Below are 19617 nucleotides of genomic sequence, written 5' to 3'. Positions count from 1 at the left end.
TCAATCCTCAAACAGCGGCCCCAGCCGGTCGATCAGCCTTTGCCCGGCCTCGGTGGGTGCCACGCTGCGGGTGGTGCGCGCCAACAGCCGCAGCCCCAAACGCTCCCCCAGCAGTCGCACCGTAGAACTCAGCCCCGATTGTGAGACATCAAACCCCGCCGCCTTGGTAAAACTGCCCAGCTGCGCCACGGCAATAAACGCGCGCAGATCGCTGAGATTGTCCTTCGGCATCGCCATTCAGAAATAGCGCTTCTAACCGCAGCCAATATTCAACAGCCAATCCGCATAGCGCAGCCTGTCTATGTTGCCCTCAACCAAACCAGCCCAAGAGGTTCCAATGTCTGCCGCTCCGCTCTTCCACGCGCTTCATCTTGCAAATCTGCCGCTGCGCAACCGCGGTGCCATCGCCCCGATGACCACTTGGGCCGCCAATCCCGATCTGACGATTTCCGACGCCGAGACGGTCTATTACCGCCGCCGTGTAGGCGCAGTCGGTCTGGTGATCACCGGTTGCACCCAAGTCACGCCCAACGGTATCAGCTTCAGCCACGAATTTGCCGCCACCAACGACAGCTATCTGCCAAGCCTGAAGAAGCTGGCCGAGGCTACCAAAAGTGGCAGCGGGCCTGCCCCTGCCACTGTTCGATGCGGGGGCCAAAGCTCTGCCCGACCTGACGCCGAACAGCGCCATCCTCGCCCCTCCCACCCCCTTCGCCCCAACGCAAACGCCGCGCACCCTGCGTGAGTCCGAAATCCACGACCTGATCGCAGCCTTCGGCCAAGCCACCCGCCGCGCGATTGAGGCCGGATTTGACGGCATCGAGTTGCACGGCGCACGCGGCTTTTTGCTGCAGAATTTCTTCTCGCCCGCCAGCAACCCGCGCAGCGATCAATGGCAAGGCTCTCTCGCAAACCGGATGCCCTTTGCCCTGTCGGTGGTGGCCGAGGTCAAACGCGTGATCGCCGCCCACGCCCCGCGCCTCTTCGTGCTCGGCTACCGGATTTCGCCCGAAGAACCCGGTGAGAATGACTACGGCGTCACCGACAGCCTTGCGCTGCTGGATCATCTGATCACCGCTGGCATCGACTATATCCATACCTCGCTCGCCAGCGTGCTGAACGACCGCCCGATGAACGATCCAAATGGCGAGACGATTGCCGCGCGCGTTGCAGCCTGTGCCGCTGGCAGAATTCCGGTGATCGCCGCGGGCGGTTTGCGCACGCCCGAACAGGCCAGCCAAGCCTTGGCCCTCGGCCTCTCGGTCGCGGCTGTCGGTCAAGGCTTGGTCATGAACCCCGATTGGGTCGAACTCGCTGAAACCGGGCCCGCCGATCAGATCGAAACCACGCTCGACCCCCAGCACGTCACCGCCCTCGCCATCCCCGAAAAACTTTGGGCGGTGATTGACGCCACGCCGGGTTGGTTCGCCCTGACACCGCAAGCCAGCACCAAGCGCGTGGCCAATGCCTAGAGCGGTTTCTCGTTTATCTTGACCCATACACTGCGCGCCAAGACCTGCGCGCCAACTGCTGCGCGCATTGTGAGGCTTCTGGGTCAGATAAAACGGATACCACTTTAGGCGCTCTGTCAAAAATCATGGGACGAGGCACGCATTGATTCGGGCTTGCCTTGCCCACCACAAACTCAGATCAGGCTATAAACTCCCGTACCAGCATAGCTACATGGCGCAAGTGAATAGCTTAACAAAACCCTAATGATCCCCCCATAACCCATTGAAATCACATAATCCGCCTCTCTGTCCACGCGTGGACACACCTATCTCTCCACCAATAAAGCCGTCCCAATCCCCCCCGCCGCTGCGATCGCGGCAAGGCCAATCCCGGCCTGCAATTCATAAAACAACCGCACCGCCAGCACCGCCCCCGAGGCCCCAATCGGATGCCCGCGCGCCAGCGCCCCGCCGCCGATATTGACGCGGCGTACATCCAACCCCGCCCCGCTCACACAAGCCATCGCCTGCACCGCATAGGCCTCCATAATCTCCGCCACCGCCACCCTCTCAGCCGAAACCCCAGCCCGATCCAACACCGCCCGAATGGCCGCCACCGGAGCCAACCCCGGCTCCACCGGATCGCCCCCCAGCGTCACCCCGCCCAAAATCCGCAACCCCCGCCCCGCTGCCACCCGATCCGACACCACCAAAACAAACGCTGCAGCATCCGCCGCCACCGCCGCATTCGCCGCCGTGATCGACCCGCAGACCACCTTAGCCCGCGCCGCCACCGCCAAACTCAAGCCCCGCGCAAACGCGTCCCGAACCTGCCCCGCAACCTCGACAATCTCGCCGTCACACACCCGCGCCTTGGCGTGGCTTTCCACCGCCCAAACATCCTGCGCGCCCCGCGAAATCCCCAGCCGCGCCGCCAGCGCAAACGCTGCCTCCGCCATCCCCGGATCACGATCACTCCAAGGCGTGAACCGCGCCTGATCGTAGGCCACCGCCGCCGCCCCCTCAGGATCGGTCCGCAGCCGCAACGGACGCCGAGAATAACTCTCCACCCCGCCCGCGATCACCACCTCGGCAGCCCCCGAATCCACCAAGGCCCGCGCCAACAAAACCGCATCCAGCCCCCCCGCGCATTGTCGGTCTACCGACAGCCCCGCCACTCGCTCCGGCAACCCAGCAGCCAAAGCCACCCGCCGCGCCGGATTGCCCCCCGCCCCTAAAGCGTTGGAGCAGATCAACTCATCCACCGAAGCCGCAGCCATCCCCGCCGCCGCCAGCAAAGCCTGCACCACAGGCGCGCCCAATTCCTCAATCTCCAACCGCGCAAACGCCCCGCCCCGAGGCACCACCGCCGTCCGCTTCGCGGCCAAGATCACGCTCACAGCCCGACCTCGCCCGCCAACCGCACCAGATCGGTCTTGCCCGAGGCCAGCACCGGCCAATCATCCACCCAAATCACCGCCCTCGGGGCAACCAGCGCGCCCAATCGGCCCCGACAGGCCGCTAGTATCGCTGCCTCAGCCGAACGATCCCCGTGCACCACCGCCACCATCACAGCCCCCCGCAACGCATCGCGACGCGGCAGCACCGCCACCCGTGCCACCCCCGGCAGCCCAGCGATAAAGCTCTCGATCTCCTCGGGAAACACGTTCTGATCGGCCACGGTCACCATCCGCCCGGCGCGTCCCGACAGATACAGATAGCCGCCCTCCAGCCTTCCCATCTCGCCCACCGACAGCCAGCCCTGATCCCAAACTGCCCCGCCCGCATCCGCCCCGGCATAGCCCTGAAACAGATAAGGCGAGCGCACCCAGATCTGTCCCGCCCGCAGATCAAGCTCGACGCCGGGATAAACCGCGCCCACCGACTCTGCAGGCGCATCCGGCCCCGCCAAAGTGATAAAACTCGCCTCCGCCGCGCCATAAAACTCGCGCACCTCAGCGCCGCTCAACGCCGCCCGCAGCCCCGCGTCCAGCTTTGATCCGCCAACCAGGATCAGCCCAGAGGCCTGCCACCCGGCCTCCACCAACAGCCTTAGTTGCGCAGGCGTAGCATAAATCACCCCAGCCCCCGCCAAAGCCCGCACCTGCCGATCCGGCCGTACGCCGCCCAGCAAAACCACCTCGGCCCCCAGATGCAGCCCCTCCAGCGCGCCATACAAAGCCAGCGAATGCACCAGATCGCCGAGCACCGCGACACGAATCCCCGGCCCAATGCCAAACAACCCCGCATTCATCGCGAAACTGGCAATCCACGACTCCATACTGCGCAGAATCCGCCGGGGTTGCCCCGAGGAGCCGGAAGTCAGCGTCTCAAACACCCCCTCGCCCACAGGCAGTGCGCCCGCCCCGCCAATCCGAAATGCCCGCCCCGGCACCGCCAACGCGTCACGCAACGCCCGATCGTCGCCCACGACCTTCGCCTCAGGATGCCATCGAAAGCATTTCATACTGGTAAAAATACTCCCGCCGGAGGCCGCCACGACCCTAGCGCTTCAGCAAAGACGCCATCCGCCGCAGCGCCAGCAGATAGCCCTCGGTGCCAAAGCCCGCAATCACGCCCTCCGCCCGCCCCGACACGAAGGAATGATGCCGAAACGCCTCGCGCTTGTGGATGTTCGAGATATGCACCTCCAAAACCACGCCCTCAAACAGGTTCAGCGCGTCCAAGATCGCCACCGAGGTATGCGAATAGGCGCCGGGATTGATGATGATCCCCGCCGCCACCCCGCGCGCGTCTTGAATCCAATCGACCAGCTGGCCCTCGTGGTTGGATTGCATACATTCCACCGCCAGCCCCAATTCTGCCGCCAGCCCCGAAAGCCCCGCCTCCACATCGGCCAAGGTTTCCTGCCCGTAAATCTCGGGCTGGCGCAGGCCAAGCATGTTCAGGTTCGGGCCATTCAGAACGAAAATCGGCTTCATTGCGGGTATCCTTGCGATATTTTCCAAGCTTTACCGCATCCTGCCCACCCCCGCATAGAAAAAACGCGCCTCCCGTGGGGGGAGGCGCGCGAGTGGGGTCGCTGATCCTGGGGGACCTGCCGTCAGGGAGACGTTAACGCTTAAGCGACCTTTTCGAGTGCAATTTGCGGGGACAGTTCCGGCGCAATGCCCAAAGCGCGGACAACTTCGCGGGTCAGTTCCGGGCGGTTGAGGGTGTAGAAATGCAGATCTTCAGCGCCGCCTTCGATCAGGCGGCTGCACAGGGTGGTGCATTGGGTCAGCGCCAGCAAATCCTCGCGCCCGTCACGCTTGGCCACCGCAAAACCTTCATCCAAGCGTTGAGGCACGCTTGCGCCACAGCGGGCGGCGAATTTCTTGGTGCCGTCCCACGACTGGATCGGCAGGATGCCCGGAATGATTGGCGCGGTAATGCCCGCTTTCACACAAGCATCACGGAAGCGGAAGAACGTATCCGCCTCAAAGAAAAACTGCGTGATGGCGCTGCTGGCCCCGGCGTCAATCTTGCGCTTCAGCCAGCTCACATCGGCGAATTTATCCGCAGCATCCGGGTGCGGCTCGGGGTAGGCCCCAACGCGCAGCTTGAATTTCCCGGTTTTCGCCAAGGCTTCGACCAGTTCGACCGACGAGGCGAAACCGTCAGGATGCGCGGTAAAGCGATCCGCACCCTTCGGGGCATCGCCGCGCAGGGCGACAATCTCGGTCACGCCGACTTCGGCATAAGCTTCCGCAATCTCAAGCGTTTCCGCGCGGCTGGCGTCAACGCAGGTCAGATGGGCGGCCACGTTCAGCCCGTAATTGCGCTTGATCGTGGCCACCGCGTCATGCGTCAGCTTGCGGGTGGTGCCGCCCGCGCCATAGGTGACCGAGACAAAATTCGGCTGCATCGGTGCCAGCACTTGCACGGTTTCCCACAGTTTGAACGAGGCGTCCAAAGATTGCGGCGGGAAGAATTCAAATGAGATACGCGGTGCAGGCATGGGGAAGCTCCTTTTACTTGACCCCGTTATGCCACCGCGCGTAAATTGAAGCCAATTCATAGTTTTCACCATAATGATGAAAGTCGCGCATGTACCTGGAACTCCGCCACCTGCGCACCATCCGCGCCATCCATCAGGCGGGCGGCCTGGCGCGTGCTGCCGATCTGATGAGCATGACGCAATCGGCGCTGTCGCATCAGGTCGCGGGACTGGAAGCGCAGGTCGGGATGGAGTTGTTTGTGCGCCGTTCTAAACCGATGACGCTGTCGGCGGCGGGTATCCGTATGTTGCGCGCGGCGGAACGCATCTTGCCAGAAATCACCGCACTGGAGGAAGAATTCCGCGCGCTGCAAGCGGGCAAAACTGGCCGCTTGCACATCGCCATCCAATGTCACGCTTGTTTCGACTGGCTGTTTCCGGTGCTGGAACTGTTCCGCCACGCTTGGCCAGAGGTCGATGTCGATATCCGTGCGGGCCTCGCCTTTGACAGTTTCCCCGCGCTTTTGCGCGAAGAGGTCGATCTGGTGATCTCGTCCAACCCCGAACCGCTGCCGGGTATCTCTTTCAACCCGCTATTCGATTATCACCCGATGTTCATCGCCTCATCGCAGAACCCGCTGTCGGCGAAGGCAATGATCGAAGCGGAAGATTTCCGCGACCAGACCCTGATCACCTACCCCGTGCCGCGCGATAAGCTCGACGTGTTCACCGAACTGCTGACCGCCGCCCGCATTGAGCCCCGCGCCCAGCGCCCGGTGGAACTGACCGCGGTGATCCTGATGCTGGTGGGCTCTAATCGCGGCGTGGCAGTATTGCCCGATTGGGTACTGCGCGATGTGAAATCCAACGCCGATTACGTCACCCGCCCGTTGGGGCCGGGCAGCATCACCAAACGCCTCTATGCCGCCACCCGCGTGGAAGACGCCAGCAAGCCCTATATCGGCCATTTCTTGAAATTGGGCCGCTCCGAGGCGGTGAAGCTGCAACGCGGGTCATGATCCTACCGCGCAGCACGCATCGAAAATCGTGTGCCTGTGCGCTGTGCGGTGGCGGCTTGCCGGTTCTGAACAAACCACACCGCGACTAATCCGCGCAGACTGCAATGCAGCCATGCAAGAATTGCATTGGAATAATAAGCAGGCTTATTATATCTATGCACAATGAATTTTGCACAAGATCAGCTTGGCCCTCTGCTGCACGACGCCGCCCGTCTGGTGCGCAAACGCTTCGCGCAGCGGGCGTTGGAATATGGCCTGTCCTCGGCGCAGTGGCGGCTTTTGGCCGTGGTGTTGCGCGAAGGCCGCGCCAGCCAGGCCCGCATCGCTGACAAGCTGGAGATTGAGCCGATCTCGGTCTCGCGGCTGGTGGATCGGATGGAGCAAGCCGGTTGGGTCGCCCGCGAGCCAGACCCCGACGATCGTCGTGTGCGGGTGATCGTGCCGACAGCCTCGACCCTGCTGATCAAGAATGACCTGAAGGCGATGGCGGATTCCGTCTTTGCCGAGGCGTTGTCGGCCCTTGCGCCCGAAGCGCGCGCCACCCTTATCGCCGGGCTTGCCACGGTGACTGCAACCCTGTCTCAGGCCGTGTGCGATGCAGCGGCAGACGTTAAGGACACTTGATATGACCGCCACCTCCACCAACAGCCCCGCAGCGAACGCGCCTGCAACTGTCACCCCGATCACCCCGATGTCCGCTCCAGCCCCCACCCCAGCCCCGCGCAAAAAGCGCCGGGTGCTGATGATCGCAGGCCCCTTGGTGCTGCTGGTCGCAGCGGGCGCCTATTGGCTGATGGGCGGGCGCTATGAAGAAACCGAAAACGCTTACTTGCACCAAGCCCGCATCTCGGTCGCCTCCTCGGTGGCGGGACGGATCGATAAAGTGCTGGTGAAAGACAACCAGACCGTCAAAGCTGGCGACGTGCTGTTCCAAGTCGATCCGGTGCCCTACAGACTGGCGCAGGCCCAAGCCGATGCCGCTGTCACCGCCGCCCGCATCACGGTCGAGCAGTTGAAGCTGGCCTATGGCACCGCCCAATCCAACCTGCAACTGGCCGAGGATGAAGCCGCGTACCAGACCACAGAGCGTGAGCGGCAGGAAAGCCTTGGTGCCAAGGGTGTGGCCACCGATTCCAACCTGATCGACGCCCGCCATGATGAACGCACCGCCCTCGACAAACGCGATCTCGCCAAGCAAGCCGTCGCTTCGGCCTTGGCGGCCATCGGGGGTGATCCGCTGATCCCAACCGACAACCACCCCGCCGTCCGCGCCGCCGTGATCGCCAGCGCGCAGGCCGCCTACAACTACGCCAATGCCGTGGTCAAAGCCCCCGCCGATGGCGTGATCTACCAAGCCTCGTCGTTCAAACCGGGCCAGATGGTCGCCCCCGGGCAAAGTCTGTTTGCGCTGGTGCAGACCGATGATACTTGGGTCGATGCCAACTTCAAGGAAACCCAGTTGGAAGGCATTACCGTCGGCTCTCCGGCAGAAATCATCTTTGACATGAACCCCGGTCGCAAGATCGAGGCGGTCGTGGCCGCCATTGGCGCAGGCACGGGATCCGAGTTCTCGCTGCTGCCCGCCCAAAACGCCACTGGCAACTGGGTCAAAGTCACCCAGCGCGTTCCCGTCACTTTGCGCTTGCTCAACCCCGAGGATGCCAAAGGCCTATCCTCGGGCGTCAGTGCCTCTGTGTCGGTCGACACGGGCCGCCACCGCAGCCTGTCAGACCTGCTCCCCAGCTTCCTGAAGTAACCCGCCATGAGCACCGCCCCCACCACAGAAGTCCCGCATAAGGGCTTGATCACGCTGTCGATTATGCTGGCGACGATCATGCAGGTGCTCGACACCACCATCGCCAACGTCGCTTTGCCGACCATGACGGGCGACCTTGGCGCATCCCAAGACACCATCACTTGGGTGCTGACCAGCTATATCGTCGCCTCCGCGATCATGACCCCGGCGACGGGCTGGATTTCCGACCGCATCGGCAAACGTGAGTTCTTCCTGATCTCTATCGCGGGCTTCGTGATCACCTCAATCGCCTGTGGCCTCGCGTGGAGCCTGCCGTCGATGGTGCTGTTCCGCCTGCTGCAGGGCATCTTCGGCGCGGCCATCGTGCCCTTGTCGCAAACCTTCCTCTTGGACATCAATCCGCGCGAAAAAGCTGGACAAGCCATGGCGCTTTGGGGCGCTGGCATCATGGTCGGCCCGATCATCGGCCCGACTTTGGGCGGCTGGCTGACGGAAAGCTTCAACTGGCGCTGGGTGTTCTTCGTCAACCTGCCCGTCGGCATCATCGCCTTTCTGGGATGCGCCGCCTATTTGCCGAAATCCGTCAAACGCCTACGCCGCTTTGATTTCTTCGGCTTTGGCATGCTGTCCGTCGGCATCGGCGCATTGCAACTGATGCTGGATCGCGGCGGTGAGGTTGACTGGTTCGCGTCCACTGAAATCTGGCTCTATCTGTTTCTGACCCTGACCGGGATGTGGGTGTTCGTCATCCATATCATGGGGGCCGACAAACCCTTCCTAGAGCCGCGGATGTTCCTGGATCGCAATTTTTCCACCGGATTGGTGTTCATCTTCATCATCGGCATCATCCTGCTGGCCTCGCTTGCCCTGCTGCCGCCCATGCTGTCGCGCATTTTTGGCTATCCGACGATCACCACCGGGCTTGTGATGGGTCCGCGCGGGGTGGGCACCATGGCCTCGATGCTGATCGTCGGGCGCTTGGTGCAGAAAACCGATGCGCGCTTGCTGGTGTCAGTGGGCCTGATCCTGACCGCCGCCTCGCTATATTTTATGACCGGGTTTACCCCGCAAATGGGCCCCGGCCCGGTGATCTGGACGGGCGTGTTGCAAGGTTTGGGCCTCGGTCTGGTGTTCGTGCCCCTGTCGACCATCGCCTTCGCCACCATCGCACCGGAACTGCGCGCCGACGCCACCAGTCTGTTTTCACTGGTGCGCAATATCGGTTCGTCGATTGGGATTTCGATGGTGACGCTGATGCTGACCCGCAATGTGCAGGTCAACCATGCCGATCTGTCGGTGGCGATCTCATCCTTCAACCCCAACTTTAACATGGTGGTGCCGCCCGGCACGCTGACCGCCGCAACGCTGCAACAGATGGATGGTCTGGTTTCAATCCAAGCCCTGATGATCAGCTACATCGACGATTTCTATCTGATGATGGTGATCACGCTGTGCGCTTTGCCCTTGGCGTGGTTTCTGAAAAAAGCGCAACCGCGCGTGATGGCTCCCGGTGAAGCCCCGGTTGCGCATGATTGATCTCCGCCGCTGATTGACCTTCGTTCGGGCAAAATGTAGCCTGTCGGGGCACACGAAGCCACAGGAGGGGTGCATGATCTTGATCTGCCACCCACGCACCTATGGCCCTGTCGCAGCCCTGCCTTTGTCGCAGGGCTGACCCGAGCCGCATCGCAGGTTTCCCGGTCCGCCCCTAACGGCGCTTTCGCGCTATTTCCTATGCGGATAAACCCATGACCCTGCTTGCCACCAAATCCTTGGCCCTGACCCTCGGCCAACCCCTGTTCAGCGATCTGACCTTCTCTATCGAGCGCGGCGACCGCCTCGGCCTGATCGCCGCCAACGGGCGCGGAAAATCCTCACTTCTGCGCTGCTTGGCCGGAACCTTGGAGTCGACCTCTGGCGAAATCACCCGCACCCGTGGGTTAAAATCCGCGCTGGTCGATCAAGATGTTCCCGCCAGCCTGTTGCCCCTGACCTTCCGCGAGGCCACCCTCGCCGCCCTGCCGCCCGATCAAGCCGCATATGAGTCGTGGCGGGCCGAGATTGTGCTGGATGACCTCTCCGTGCCCGAAGCCCTGCGTGACACGCCTCTGTCTGCCCTCTCTGGCGGCTGGCAACGCACTGCCCTGTTGGCCCGCGCCGCCATCCATGAGCCTGACCTCTATCTGCTGGATGAGCCCACCAACCATCTCGACCTTTCCCGCATCGGCATCCTGCAACGCTGGCTCACCGCCCTGCCGCGCGATACCGCCGTGATCACCACCAGCCACGACCGCGCCTTCCTTGATGCAGCCACCACGCGCAGCCTTTTCCTGCGCGCCACCTCCAGCCGGATGTTCGCGCTGCCCTATTCCCGCGCCCGCGCCGCGTTGGAGGAATCCGACGCCGCCGACTCTCGCCGTTTTGAGAATGATCTGAACAAAGCCGACCAGTTGCGCCGCCAAGCCGCCAAGCTGAAAAACATCGGCATCAACTCCGGCTCTGATCTGTTGATCACCAAGACCAAACAGCTGAAAGACCGCGCCGAAAAGCTAGAGGCCGCCGCCCGCCCCGCCCATCGCGAAACCTCGTCGGGCGCGATCAAACTGGCCAATTCCGGCACCCATGCCAAAGCGTTGATCACCCTGAACGATGCCGCCATCGCCACGCCCGACGCCCGCCCGCTGTTCCATACAGGCCAGAAATGGATCGAACGCGGCGACCGCGTGGTGATCTTGGGCGCAAACGGCACCGGAAAATCCCAAATGATCCGCGCCGTGCTCGCTGCGATCCAAGCCCAACACCCAACGATCAAAGCAGCCGCCAGCCTCGCCCTCGGCTATTCCGACCAAAACCTCGCGCAACTGCCTGACAGCATGACCCCGCAAGCCCTGATCAGCCAGCACGCCAATGATCAAACCACCAAAACCCTGCTCGCAGGCGCAGGCATCAAACCCGATTGGCAACCCCGCCCCCTCGGCAAGTTGTCAGGCGGCCAAAGGGCCCGGCTTGCGATGCTCCTCCTCCGCCTCTCAAATCCCAATTTCTACCTGCTGGACGAGCCAACCAACCACCTAGACATCGAAGGCCAAGAGGCGCTCGAACAAGAACTGCTCACTCAAGGTGCCACCTGCCTGCTGGTCAGCCACGACCGCAATTTCATCCGCGCAGTCGGCTCGCGCTTCTGGCAAGTCGAAAAGCGCCGTCTGATCGAGGTCGACAGCCCGGAAGCCTTCTTCACAGCGGAACTGAACCGCCAGCCTTAACGCCCCCGCCGCCTTGCGCTCTTTCCCCCACCCGTGTATGCCCCCCAGCTTACGCCCCACCCCAGACGCCACCGGAGTCCCCGCCCATGCAAGGCAGTGCCAACCTCAACCTGATGATCAAGGCCGCCCGCCGCGCTGGCAAAGCGTTGGTGAAAGACTTCCGCGAGGTCGAGAACCTGCAAGTCTCGACCAAAGGCCCCGGTGATTTTGTCACCAAAGCCGACCGCGAAGCCGAGCGGATCATCAAAGAGGATCTGATGGGCGCCCGCCCCACCTATGGCTGGCTTGGCGAGGAGACGGGCGAGCAAGACGGCCAAGACCCGACCCGCCGCTGGATCGTTGATCCGTTGGACGGCACCACCAACTTCCTGCACGGCATGCCGCATTGGGCGATTTCCATCGCACTCGAGCATAAGGGCGAAATCACTTCTGCCGTGGTTTTTGATGCCGCCAAGGATGAGATGTTCTGGGCCGAAAAAGGCTCGGGCGCTTGGATGAACGACCGCCGCCTGCGGGTGTCTGGTCGTCGCGCCATGCATGAAGCCGTCTTCGCCACCGGGGTGCCGTTCAGCACCAAGAAAACCCTGCCCGCCACCCTCGCCGACCTCGCCCGCCTGATGCCCGCCTGCGCCGGGATGCGGCGTTGGGGCGTTGCCTCACTGGACCTCGCTTACGTCGCCGCTGGCCGTTTTGACGGCTATTGGGAGCGTGAGTTGCAGCAGTGGGACATCGCTGCTGGCATCCTGCTGGTGAAAGAAGCCGGTGGCCTGATCGGCCCGGTGCGCGAAGGCTATGACATCTTGGAAAAAGGTGCGTTGATCTGCGCCAATGAAAACCTGTTCGCGCCATTGACCAAAATCATCCGCGACGCATAAGCGCGCGACGCTCCGCGAAACCGATTTTTGAGAAAAATCGTGGCCCCGGCCTACACCCCTAGCGCCCTAAATTAACGTTTGGGCACACGCGGGATGCGGCTGGGGCTGACCGGATATTCGGCTGCCGGATGCGGTGGCTTGCCCCTGTTCTGCGCCCAAAACCCGGCCCCCCCGCGCCGCATCAGCACAGGCAGCACCAACACCGCCCCAGCAATAAACCCGCCGATATGCGCCAGATAGGCCACACCATCCTCGGTCGCGGAATAGCCATTGAAGCTTTGCACCGCGAACCAAACTCCCAGCACGACCCAAGCCGGAATCGAAAACACCCGGAAAAAGATCACGAAGATGAACAACACATCAATCTTGGCGCGCGGAAACAGCACCAAATAGCCACCCAGCACGCCTGCAATCGCCCCCGAGGCCCCGATCAGCGGCCCGTCAAACCCCGGATCGCCCGCAACCTGCAACCCGGCTGCCAGCACCCCGCAGGCAAGGTAGAACAGCAGATAGCTGACATGCCCCATCTGATCTTCCAGATTGTCGCCAAAGATCCACAAAAACAGCATGTTACCCGCCAGATGCATCCAGCCGCCATGCAGGAACATATGGGTGATCAGGCCAGAATACCCGTCACCCTGCATCAGCCAAGCCGGCACCAGACCCCAAGTGTAGTAGAACTTCGCCAGCGCAAATTCGCTGGGCTGGCTGAACCAATAGAACAAAAACACCGCGATATTCACCGCAAGCAGCGCATAGGTCACATAGGGCGCACGGCCCGAAGGGTTATGATCGCGGATGGGAAACATCTGGCCTGACTTTCGGATATCGCTGAAATCCTAAAGCCTGCGCCCACAGATGCAAGAGCCCGCCCGCATCCGGGGCAGGCTCTGCATAAAATCAGTCTATTCCATAGCCTTGATCAGTTGATCAACCGCATCACAGGCCTTGGCCGGGTCATTGGCGACACCCGACAGATCACTTTGCAGCTCTTGCGCCTTTTTGCTCAAAGCTTCCATTTTTTCCGGGTGGTTGGTGGCGACATCCTGCATCTTGGTCATCATTTCGGTGACCTTCTTCTGCGCCTCTTCCTGTGTGCAGACAGCTTTTTCTTCTTTGCAAGCCGACAGGCTCAGCACGGTGGCAAGCACCGCGAGGGGGGCGATCAAACGCATCGTAAAACTCCACATTAACCCGAGCAACACGCTCTCAGACGGCCTAGCATTGTCGCAAAACCCTGCCAAGGCCGCCCAAAGCTTATACCTCTACCCCCCCGAAACCTCGGCGAGCAGTTGCGCATTGCCGCCCGAGGCCGTGGTGTCGATGCAGACATGCCGTTCCAGCATCACATGCGCCACATCCGGCATATCGCCGATAAGCGGCAAAATCGGCCCCTTGCGCGCGGCCAAGGCCTGCGCCCTTGCGCGCCCCTGTTCGGCATCGCCCCACCACACAGCCCCGGAAAACCCCTCCAGCCGGGTCAGCGCCAGCGGAGCAAGCCCATCCGCCAGCACCGCTTGCCCTCCCAAAGCGCGTACGGCCTGCGCCTGCGCTTCAGCCGCCTGCGGCCCCGGCCCAAGGCAGAGCAGCGGCGCGCGCGGGCTGGCGGTCAGACGGTTCGACTCGCCGGTCGGCCCCGGCAACACCCGCGCATGGGCAGCGTCCTGCGGCGCGGGCAGGTTTTTCAGCGCCTTGGCCACCTCAGCCTCGGGTAAATCCGGGCTAACCCCGCTCGACACCACAGCCGTCACCGTGAAGCGGTGCAAATACTCTGGCCCGCCCGCTTTCGGCCCGGTGCCAGAAAGCCCTTCGCCGCCAAAGGGTTGACTGCCCACCACTGCGCCAATCTGGTTGCGGTTGACATAAAGGTTGCCGACATGCAGCGCCTCGGTCACCGCCTGCACCCGGTCATCAATGCGTGTGTGCAGCCCAAAGGTCAGCCCGTAGCCGGTGGCATTGACCGCTTGCACCACCTGATCCACCTCGCCCGCCTTGAACGTGGCAATATGCAGCACCGGGCCGAAGATCTCCCGCGGCATCGCGGCAATCCCCGCCACTTTGATCACCGTGGGGGCGATAAACGTGCCTTGCGTGGGGGCAGTCATTTCGCGCAACACCCGGCCTTCCGCTCGCGCCACAGCGATGTAGTCGCGAATACCGCCCTGCGCCTGCGCGTCAATCACCGGGCCCACGTCGGTCGCCAAATCCAAAGGGTCGCCCAAAACCAGCTCATCCATCGCGCCGAACAGCATTTCCTGCACCGCATGGGCCACATCTTCCTGCACATACAGACAGCGCAACGCCGAACAGCGCTGCCCCGCCGATTGGAAGCTGGAGGCGAGAATATCGCGCACCGCCTGCTCTGGCAGCGCGGTTGAGTCCACCAGCATCGCATTCAGCCCGCCGGTTTCCGCGATCAACGGCGCGGTTGGATCGAGGTTCTCCGCCATCACGCGGCGGATTTTCAGCGCGGTTTCTGTCGATCCGGTAAAGGCCACGCCCTTGACGCGCGAATCCCGCGTGATCAGCCCACCGACCGCGCCATCGCCCGGCAGCAGTTGCAAAGCACTGGCCGGAACTCCGGCTTTCCATAGCAGATCGACCGCCAGCGCGGCGATAAGCGGCGTCTGTGGCGCAGGTTTCGCCAGCACGGCATTGCCCGCCGCCAGCGCCGCGCCGATCTGCCCCGAGAAGATCGCCAGCGGGAAATTCCACGGGCTGATGCAGGCAAACACCCCGCGTGCAGGGGCCGTCAGACCCGCTGCGCCATCGGCATAATAGCGCAGGAAATCAACCGCTTCGCGCAATTCTGACACCGCATCGGCCAAGGATTTCCCGGCCTCGCACGCCAGCAGCGCAAAGATCGCGCCAAACTCGGCCTCATACAAATCCGCCGCCCGCCGCAGCACGGCTGCACGGGTTTCGGCATCCGCCGCCCAAGGTTCAGCCAGCCGCAAAGCCGTGTCTACATCCGCCTCTGACGCGCCCAGCACATGCCCAACCAGCGCGCCCGTCGCCGGATTGCGCACCTCTTGCCGCAATCCGCCGACACTGTGCCCCGCCAGCATCGGCCGCGCCTCAAACAATGTCGCCTCATGCGGCCCCCGCGCCGCCGCAATCGCTGCGAGATCGCCCGCGTCGGTCAAATCCCAGCCCTTGGCATTCTTGCGCGCGCCAAACAGCCCCGGCCCTGTCGCAATCGCCGGGCTTGTCACCCGATGCATTGCCGCCATCGCCGAAATCGGGCAAGCCGCCACGGTTTCTGGGCTGACCTCTTCATTGACAATCTGGTTCACAAAACTGGAATTCGCGCCATTCTCCAACAGCCGCCGCACGAGATACGCCAGCAAATCGCGATGCGCGCCGACAGGTGCATAAATCCGGCAGCGCGTCGCATTGTCGGTCAGCACAATATCGTGCAGCCGCTCGCCCATGCCATGCAAGCGCTGGAACTCAAACGACTTCTTATCGTCTGCCATCTCTAAAATAGCCGCCACTGTATGCGCATTATGCGTTGCAAACTGCGGATAAATCCGGTCGGTCATGCCCAGCAGCTTGCGCGCATTGGCGATGTAGCTCACATCCGTCGCCTGTTTACGGGTGAACACCGGAAACGACGCCAGCCCCAAAACCTGCGCCCGCTTCACTTCCGCGTCCCAATAGGCCCCCTTCACCAGCCGTACCATGATCTTGCGGTCCAACCGGACTGACAACGCATAAAGCCAGTCGATCACCGCCCCGGCACGCCGTCCGTAGGCCTGCACCACCACGCCAAAACCATCCCAACCGCGCAACGCCGGATCGCTGAGAACCGCCTCGATCACCTCCAGCGACAAAGCCAACCGATCGGCTTCCTCGGCATCAATGTTGAAGCCCAGCCCCGCCGCCTTCGCTAAGCCCGCCAAAGCCCGCACCCGCGGCACCAATTCTTCCATCACGCGGGCGCGCTTGGCGACCTCATAGCGCGGATGCAGCGCCGATAGCTTAACCGAAATCCCCGGATTGCTGCGAATATCTCCGGTGGTCGCAGCCTTGGCAATCGCGGTGATCGCCGCAGAATACGACAAATGATAGCGCCGCGCATCGGCCTCGGTGCGCGCGGCCTCGCCCAGCATATCATAGCTGTAGGTATAGCCCTGCCCTTCCAGCACAGTGGCACGTTTCATCGCCTTTTCAATGGTTTCGCCCAACACAAAGTTGCGCCCCATCTCTTTCATCGCCCGCGTCACCGCCCCCCGGATCACCGGTTCGCCCAGCCGTTTCACCGCCGCTTTCAGATGGCCCACCACGCCGGGCTCGCGCTCGTCCAGCACCTTGCCCGTCAGCATCAAAGCCCAGGTTGAGGCATTGACCAGCGACGACGCCGATTTACCCAAATGCCGCCCCCAATCCGATGGCGCGATCTTATCCTCGATCAGTGCATCCATCGTCTCGGCATCCGGCACCCTGAGCAAAGCCTCGGCCAGACACATGAGTGCTATGCCTTCATCGGTCGAAAGCCCGTATTCGGCGAGGAAAACCTCCATCAGCCCCGGCTTGGCGCTACCCCGGATCCGGCGCACAAAATCCGCGCCCAAAGCCGTCACCCGAGCACGCTGCGCGCCATCCATCCCCGCCTCGGCGATCAATTCGGCGACCAAAGTCGCCTCATCGCGCAGAGAATCACGCTCAATCACAGCCCACGCATTGCTCATAGCAGCCCCCTAAAGATTTCGCCCATGATAGCGCAGGTTTGACAGGCTGTTTCCCTCATTATAGAGTTATTATCAGCCGAAACGCCGTAAAAGGATCACCGCGCCATGCCAATCGACCGGGCCGAGCTTGACCGTTTCGACCACGCCATCCTGCGCGAACTCAGCATGGATGGCCGGATCAGCGCCACCGAACTTGGCCGCCGCATCGGCTTGTCAAAATCGCCCACCCAAGCCCGGATGAAACGGCTGGAAGACGGCGGCGTGATCACCGGCTACCGCGCCAATCTCGACCCGATCCGCATGCGCCAGGCCCATGTGGCCTTTGTCGAAGTGCGGCTTTCCGATACGCGAGAAGCCGCTTTGCAAGCATTCAACAAGGCGGTGCTGGCGGTGCCAGAAGTTGAGCAAGCCCATATGATCGCCAGCCGCTTCGATTATCTGTTGAAAGTCCGCACCACTGATATCCAAGATTACCGCCGCGTGCTGGCCGAACGCATCTCGGCGCTGCCGCATGTTGCGTCCACCTCGACCTATGTGGCGATGGAAGCGGTCAAGGAACTGTTCTGAACACATTTCCTGCGATGGTGCCCGCAACCGGAGTTGAACCGGCACGACCGTTCGATCTAGAGATTTTAAGTCTCCCCTTCGTGTGTTTCACCGAGGTTCTCGTTGTTTCGTCAAGCTTCTAACTTCCTAATTTTAATTGCAAAACTCTGTCAGTGGTGATGCACTTATTGCCCGCTTTCACTCTGGCCTGTCAGAAACTCCTGCAACTGCAAACCGGGTGACTGCTGCTTTGTCCAAAGCTTTCAAGCAGCACTCTCGGACTGAGGCGAGGCAGGCGATGCGCTCAGGCAACCCGGCTCTCCGTTCTGCGTGGCCCACAAGTCTCTGATCATAGTATAAAAATGGACCGCACGAACAAACGTGCGGCCCAAAGCTCGCGCGCGCGCTTTACTGCGATTGCACCGCAAGATCATTCAGTTTGACGGCTCCGCTGTAGGCGCGGGCCTCCGCACGGGCGGCAACCAAGAATTCGCTGCGGTCAGATGCACAGGCAAGGCAGATCGGCTCATGATGTGAGGACGGATCGCGATCCATTTCATGGGCGATATACGCTTGGCTGCAATGGTGGCAGCGGATGCGAGCCGACCAAGGATCGTCGACTTCGTTGCGGGGATCGTGCGGGCGATCCTCGACAAACCAACTACGTCGCGCAACCATCAGCGAGGCCGCATAGATGGCCACGGCGATGGCGAGCGTGATCGGAGGTGCCCAGATACCGCCGAAGCTGCCCCCAAAGACCATCATCAAGCAGCCAACAGCCGAGGCGATGACCCAGGCACCCAAACCGCCTGGATTGATCAGCGGAACCCTGCCTGGCCGGAACTCAAGCGCTTCGGCCTTGATGCCGCGCAGGTAGCACCAAGCGATATGGGTCATCGCGACACCGACCCAAGCCACGATGATGACGCCCTGGAATTGCAGCGTCAGCAGCAAATAACCGAAGACATTTGTCAGCATGACCAGGAAAATCACGACGGTCATGATGATCACCCAGACTGTGCGCGGCCATGATATCTTGAAGGCGCGCGCAAAGAAGTTCTGCATGTTCGTGGAAGACAGATAGAAATTGATGGTGTTGATCCGGGTTTGGCTGACCCAAACCAGCAGCACACCGAACGGCCCCATCAGCGCCACAATGCCGATGATCGCCGAAGTCTCCGACAATTGCCCCTCGATCGGGATGGTATAAGTGATGAACATGCCGACGGCAGCGTTGATCAGCAGTGTCACCACGTAGAAGGGAATGCCAAAGGTGAAATTGCCGTTGAAAGAGGCATCCTTGCTGCGGCCAAACCGGGCGACGTCCCAAGTCATCATCACGACGACCCAGACACCCATGTAGACCGTGAAGGCGAACCACCAACCCGGCACGCCAAGATCAACGCCTGCTGCCGGAAGCTGGGTCAGCCAGTCCGCCGAGTAGCCATGCTTGGCGATGGCCCAGATGACACAGGCCAGCAGGCCGAAGACATAAAGCGGCAGCAGGATACCGTTGATCCGGTCCAGCCAAGTCCGCACACCTCGCATCACCAGAGGCGCGCTATAGAGACAGACGATGAAATACCAGAGACTCATTGGCCCGCCGAAGTAGTCCTGAAGGGCGATGGCGACGATCGATCCTTCGGCAATGGCGTAATAGGTGATCGTCACCCCGAACAGCAGCGCCGCAAAGGTTGCCCCGACCTGTCCGAAGACCGCACGGGAAAACAGCGCGACGCTGGTGCCGCTGCGTGCGGCGAAACGCGCGGCGATACTGCACAGGATGCCGTAGACGACGGACGAAAGCGCGATGCCGATCAGCGTATTAATCGTGCCGACGGTTAAGGCGACGGTGCTGCCGACGACGACCCAGAACATCGCGCTCATCAGGCCAAACCAGGCCATCGAAAGTGAGAAGCGCGAGCTTCGCCAACTGGGCGGAACAATGTGCAGGGAGAAGTCCTCGGCGGCAGCCTGGCGCAGGACTTCAGGCTCGTCATGGTAGATGATTTCGGGGCGCGGAATGGTTCTGGCAGTGGTCATGACTTCCAACTCCTATCGTTGAACTTCCTT

At 62.0% G+C, this 19617-nt stretch carries 18 protein-coding genes; 9 read left to right on the top strand and 9 right to left on the bottom strand.

Features of this window, described 5'->3' with window-relative positions:
* Nucleotides 1-237, bottom strand: a complete 237-nt coding sequence (locus AKV04_RS26700) for a LysR family transcriptional regulator (protein ID WP_202905646.1) — start codon at nucleotides 235-237, stop codon at nucleotides 1-3.
* Between the two features lie 100 nt (nucleotides 238-337).
* On the opposite strand from AKV04_RS26700, the gene AKV04_RS27595 reads away from it, so the two are divergent.
* The gene (locus tag AKV04_RS27595) at nucleotides 338-745 is read left to right on the top strand and encodes an oxidoreductase (protein WP_268871803.1); all 408 of its coding nucleotides are present in this window, start codon (nucleotides 338-340) and stop codon (nucleotides 743-745) included.
* On the top strand, nucleotides 627-1472 hold the full coding sequence (locus AKV04_RS17155) for an oxidoreductase (protein WP_268871804.1): 846 nt from the start codon (nucleotides 627-629) through the stop codon (nucleotides 1470-1472). The genes AKV04_RS27595 and AKV04_RS17155 overlap by 119 nt, the downstream gene beginning before the upstream one ends.
* A 305-nt stretch (nucleotides 1473-1777) precedes the next feature.
* Here the strand turns inward: AKV04_RS17155 and AKV04_RS17150 are convergent, their stop codons facing one another.
* The 4 genes from AKV04_RS17150 to metF form a co-directional block, all read right to left on the bottom strand.
* On the bottom strand, nucleotides 1778-2851 hold the full coding sequence (locus tag AKV04_RS17150; RefSeq protein ID WP_054007639.1) for an acetyl-CoA C-acyltransferase: 1074 nt from the start codon (nucleotides 2849-2851) through the stop codon (nucleotides 1778-1780).
* Nucleotides 2848-3882: an AMP-binding protein gene (locus tag AKV04_RS17145; RefSeq protein WP_054007638.1), complete on the bottom strand. Its 1035-nt coding sequence runs from the start codon at nucleotides 3880-3882 to the stop codon at nucleotides 2848-2850. Before AKV04_RS17145 ends, AKV04_RS17150 begins: the two co-directional genes overlap by 4 nt.
* 73 nt (nucleotides 3883-3955) lie before the next feature.
* Nucleotides 3956-4393, bottom strand: coding sequence for a type II 3-dehydroquinate dehydratase (gene aroQ, locus AKV04_RS17140; protein WP_054007637.1), 438 nt, complete (start codon nucleotides 4391-4393; stop codon nucleotides 3956-3958).
* Between the two features lie 140 nt (nucleotides 4394-4533).
* The gene (gene metF, locus AKV04_RS17135) at nucleotides 4534-5412 is read right to left on the bottom strand and encodes a methylenetetrahydrofolate reductase [NAD(P)H] (RefSeq protein ID WP_054007636.1); all 879 of its coding nucleotides are present in this window, start codon (nucleotides 5410-5412) and stop codon (nucleotides 4534-4536) included.
* 89 nt (nucleotides 5413-5501) lie between these two features.
* Between metF and AKV04_RS17130 the strand changes: the two genes are divergently transcribed.
* From AKV04_RS17130 to AKV04_RS17105, 6 genes are all read left to right on the top strand, one after another.
* A complete protein-coding gene (locus AKV04_RS17130; RefSeq protein ID WP_054007635.1) occupies nucleotides 5502-6410 on the top strand; it encodes a LysR family transcriptional regulator in 909 nt (302 codons plus the stop codon).
* Between the two features lie 162 nt (nucleotides 6411-6572).
* Nucleotides 6573-7034: a MarR family winged helix-turn-helix transcriptional regulator gene (locus AKV04_RS17125; protein WP_054007634.1), complete on the top strand. Its 462-nt coding sequence runs from the start codon at nucleotides 6573-6575 to the stop codon at nucleotides 7032-7034.
* A gap of 1 nt (nucleotide 7035) precedes the next feature.
* Complete coding sequence (locus AKV04_RS17120; protein WP_235815683.1) at nucleotides 7036-8166, top strand: HlyD family secretion protein; 1131 nt, start codon at nucleotides 7036-7038, stop codon at nucleotides 8164-8166.
* 6 nt (nucleotides 8167-8172) lie between these two features.
* Complete coding sequence (locus tag AKV04_RS17115; protein WP_054007633.1) at nucleotides 8173-9702, top strand: DHA2 family efflux MFS transporter permease subunit; 1530 nt, start codon at nucleotides 8173-8175, stop codon at nucleotides 9700-9702.
* 212 nt (nucleotides 9703-9914) lie between these two features.
* Entirely contained in the window at nucleotides 9915-11429 is a 1515-nt protein-coding gene (locus AKV04_RS17110; protein WP_054007632.1) for an ABC-F family ATP-binding cassette domain-containing protein, read from the top strand.
* 86 nt (nucleotides 11430-11515) lie between these two features.
* Nucleotides 11516-12304: an inositol monophosphatase family protein gene (locus AKV04_RS17105; protein WP_054007631.1), complete on the top strand. Its 789-nt coding sequence runs from the start codon at nucleotides 11516-11518 to the stop codon at nucleotides 12302-12304.
* A gap of 71 nt (nucleotides 12305-12375) precedes the next feature.
* On the opposite strand, the gene AKV04_RS17100 is transcribed toward AKV04_RS17105, so the two are convergent.
* From AKV04_RS17100 to putA, 3 genes are all read right to left on the bottom strand, one after another.
* Nucleotides 12376-13113 (bottom strand): rhomboid family intramembrane serine protease, encoded by a 738-nt coding sequence (locus AKV04_RS17100; RefSeq protein WP_054007630.1) that lies wholly within the window; start codon nucleotides 13111-13113, stop codon nucleotides 12376-12378.
* A 96-nt stretch (nucleotides 13114-13209) separates the two neighbouring features.
* The gene (locus AKV04_RS17095) at nucleotides 13210-13479 is read right to left on the bottom strand and encodes a hypothetical protein (RefSeq protein WP_054007629.1); all 270 of its coding nucleotides are present in this window, start codon (nucleotides 13477-13479) and stop codon (nucleotides 13210-13212) included.
* A 90-nt stretch (nucleotides 13480-13569) separates the two neighbouring features.
* Nucleotides 13570-16998, bottom strand: a complete 3429-nt coding sequence (putA, locus tag AKV04_RS17090) for a bifunctional proline dehydrogenase/L-glutamate gamma-semialdehyde dehydrogenase PutA (protein ID WP_054007628.1) — start codon at nucleotides 16996-16998, stop codon at nucleotides 13570-13572.
* Between the two features lie 105 nt (nucleotides 16999-17103).
* On the opposite strand from putA, the gene AKV04_RS17085 reads away from it, so the two are divergent.
* The gene (locus AKV04_RS17085; protein ID WP_054007627.1) at nucleotides 17104-17565 is read left to right on the top strand and encodes an Lrp/AsnC family transcriptional regulator; all 462 of its coding nucleotides are present in this window, start codon (nucleotides 17104-17106) and stop codon (nucleotides 17563-17565) included.
* Nucleotides 17566-17952: 387 nt separating this feature from the next.
* Here AKV04_RS17085 and AKV04_RS17080 read toward each other — a convergent pair whose 3' ends face one another.
* Complete coding sequence (locus AKV04_RS17080; protein ID WP_054007626.1) at nucleotides 17953-19587, bottom strand: purine-cytosine permease family protein; 1635 nt, start codon at nucleotides 19585-19587, stop codon at nucleotides 17953-17955.
* Nucleotides 19588-19617: the final 30 nt, after the last annotated feature.

This window comes from Cypionkella psychrotolerans, assembly GCF_001294535.1.
Classification (GTDB): domain Bacteria; phylum Pseudomonadota; class Alphaproteobacteria; order Rhodobacterales; family Rhodobacteraceae; genus Cypionkella; species Cypionkella psychrotolerans.
This window is presented reverse-complemented; position numbering and strand designations above follow the sequence as displayed.

What these genes read in the sequence shown, in the direction of transcription:
- AKV04_RS17120 (WP_235815683.1), top strand. Translation starts at nt 7,036, where the DNA reads ATGACCGCCACCTCCACCAACAGCCCCGCAGCGAACGCGCCTGCAACT.
- AKV04_RS17100 (WP_054007630.1), bottom strand. Translation starts at nt 13,113, where the DNA reads ATGTTTCCCATCCGCGATCATAACCCTTCGGGCCGTGCGCCCTATGTG.
- AKV04_RS17080 (WP_054007626.1), bottom strand. Translation starts at nt 19,587, where the DNA reads ATGACCACTGCCAGAACCATTCCGCGCCCCGAAATCATCTACCATGAC.
- aroQ (WP_054007637.1), bottom strand. Translation starts at nt 4,393, where the DNA reads ATGAAGCCGATTTTCGTTCTGAATGGCCCGAACCTGAACATGCTTGGC.
- AKV04_RS17125 (WP_054007634.1), top strand. Translation starts at nt 6,573, where the DNA reads ATGAATTTTGCACAAGATCAGCTTGGCCCTCTGCTGCACGACGCCGCC.
- AKV04_RS17110 (WP_054007632.1), top strand. Translation starts at nt 9,915, where the DNA reads ATGACCCTGCTTGCCACCAAATCCTTGGCCCTGACCCTCGGCCAACCC.
- AKV04_RS17105 (WP_054007631.1), top strand. Translation starts at nt 11,516, where the DNA reads ATGCAAGGCAGTGCCAACCTCAACCTGATGATCAAGGCCGCCCGCCGC.
- AKV04_RS26700 (WP_202905646.1), bottom strand. Translation starts at nt 237, where the DNA reads ATGGCGATGCCGAAGGACAATCTCAGCGATCTGCGCGCGTTTATTGCC.
- AKV04_RS27595 (WP_268871803.1), top strand. Translation starts at nt 338, where the DNA reads ATGTCTGCCGCTCCGCTCTTCCACGCGCTTCATCTTGCAAATCTGCCG.
- AKV04_RS17095 (WP_054007629.1), bottom strand. Translation starts at nt 13,479, where the DNA reads ATGCGTTTGATCGCCCCCCTCGCGGTGCTTGCCACCGTGCTGAGCCTG.
- putA (WP_054007628.1), bottom strand. Translation starts at nt 16,998, where the DNA reads ATGAGCAATGCGTGGGCTGTGATTGAGCGTGATTCTCTGCGCGATGAG.
- metF (WP_054007636.1), bottom strand. Translation starts at nt 5,412, where the DNA reads ATGCCTGCACCGCGTATCTCATTTGAATTCTTCCCGCCGCAATCTTTG.
- AKV04_RS17130 (WP_054007635.1), top strand. Translation starts at nt 5,502, where the DNA reads ATGTACCTGGAACTCCGCCACCTGCGCACCATCCGCGCCATCCATCAG.
- AKV04_RS17085 (WP_054007627.1), top strand. Translation starts at nt 17,104, where the DNA reads ATGCCAATCGACCGGGCCGAGCTTGACCGTTTCGACCACGCCATCCTG.
- AKV04_RS17115 (WP_054007633.1), top strand. Translation starts at nt 8,173, where the DNA reads ATGAGCACCGCCCCCACCACAGAAGTCCCGCATAAGGGCTTGATCACG.